At 45.9% G+C, this 1,507-nt stretch carries 1 protein-coding gene and 1 pseudogene; one reads left to right on the forward strand and one right to left on the reverse strand.

Annotated elements, in window-relative coordinates; genetic code table 11:
• Positions 1-362: pseudogene (locus F6K49_RS48165) on the forward strand (hypothetical protein); the annotation flags it as partial.
• A 59-nt stretch (positions 363-421) separates the two neighbouring features.
• Here F6K49_RS48165 and F6K49_RS48170 read toward each other — a convergent pair.
• A complete protein-coding gene (locus tag F6K49_RS48170) occupies positions 422-982 on the reverse strand; it encodes a 5-formyltetrahydrofolate cyclo-ligase (RefSeq protein ID WP_075905182.1) in 561 nt (186 codons plus the stop codon).
• Positions 983-1,507: the final 525 nt, after the last annotated feature.

Genomic DNA, 1,507 nt, shown 5'->3' on the forward strand with positions numbered 1-1,507 from the left:
CCTATTTTTATTTCCAGGCTCAGCAAAAAGCCCAACTCGAAGGTACTGGGTCTGTGGACGAGTCATATTTTCGTTATGACGGTCCAATTCCCCAGTCCCAGGAAACTGGTGTAGTTATGTTAGCTGATGCCTGTGAAGCGGCCCTACGCTCACTCAAAGAGGTCACTCCGGAAACTGCTCTTACGGTGGTCAATAAAATTCTCAAAGCTCGCTGGCAGGACAACCAATTAGTGGATTCTGGCCTAACCCGGCAGGATTTATCAAAAATTGCCCAAGTGTTTATCAGAGTTTGGCAACAATATAATCACCAACGTATTGCTTATCCAAAGGGAGCACTTAATTGCCAGTCGTCTCCTAAATGAAGTATGAAGTCTCCAGTCTTGGTACAGCAATAGTATGAAACAGTATCGAACAAGGAATTTCAGATCTGTTCCACCCTCTTGAATCCTGTTTCTGTACAAACACTGTGCAAGCCTTTGTCCCACTCATCAATGGGTAGTTGAGGTATATAGGCAAATTCAAATACAATGCCGATGGTAGGAATAGAATCCCACTCTGGTGAATTCAGCAGTCGGTCATAGAAACCACCACCGTAGCCCAAACGATACCCCCGCTGGTCACAAGCCACAGCGGGTACAAGGATTAAATTCACATCCTTTGGCTCTAGGGTGGTAGCATTAGGTTTGGGTTCTAAAATACCATAATTTCCTTTTTGCAATGGAACGCCCGCCTTCCAGCTATGCCAGAAGAGAGATTTTCCCACACATCTGGGTAGTCCCCAGCAGTGCTTAGTGTCTGTAAATAGGGGACTTAGATCTGGTTCTTGTCGAAAACTGAAATAGGCTAAGACTGTTTGTGACTGGGTAACTAGGGCTGAAGATTGCAGATGGCTACAGATGCGATCGCTTTTTTGCCGCCATTCTTCTACAGACATAGACTGGCGCTTTTGAAGCAGGGATCGGCGTAGTTCTGCTTTGTTCATCTGATCTTACCTCCGGTTTGATAGCGCGATCATATCAACAAACTATGCTGATAGTGGGTAATCATACCGAGTTGCATTTAGCGATGCAGCGCGGTCTTGGGGGTTTCCCCCATGAGCGACTGCATCAAGACATAGGTAGTAGATAGGAGCTTGTTCACTCCCATCTACCAATTCCGTTCAATTGAGCCCTTAAGCATTGAACTTCCCCATCCTAAGAGGAATGGGGATTCCCAGGCACAACATAGTTGGTTGTTATCGACCTGGGCGTAACTTTCCCGCGCACCGAACGCGCCCCGCGTGGCCATAGGCCAGGGTAGCTGAGTAGGGTCTTTTGCCCTGTTTTTTTGAGACCCTTCCTTTTTATATTAATACTATTTGAGAGGGAAAATTCATCCCCGATCTAAGAGGACGGGGTATTCTTTTCCCTCTCAAACTCTCCCACTCTGATAAATAATAGGTTAAATAATAGGTTTGAGAGCAACTTGGTATCAGTAATGGGTAATTGGCAACTGGGCTTATTACCCA

It is taken from the genome of Moorena sp. SIO3I6 (assembly GCF_010672095.1).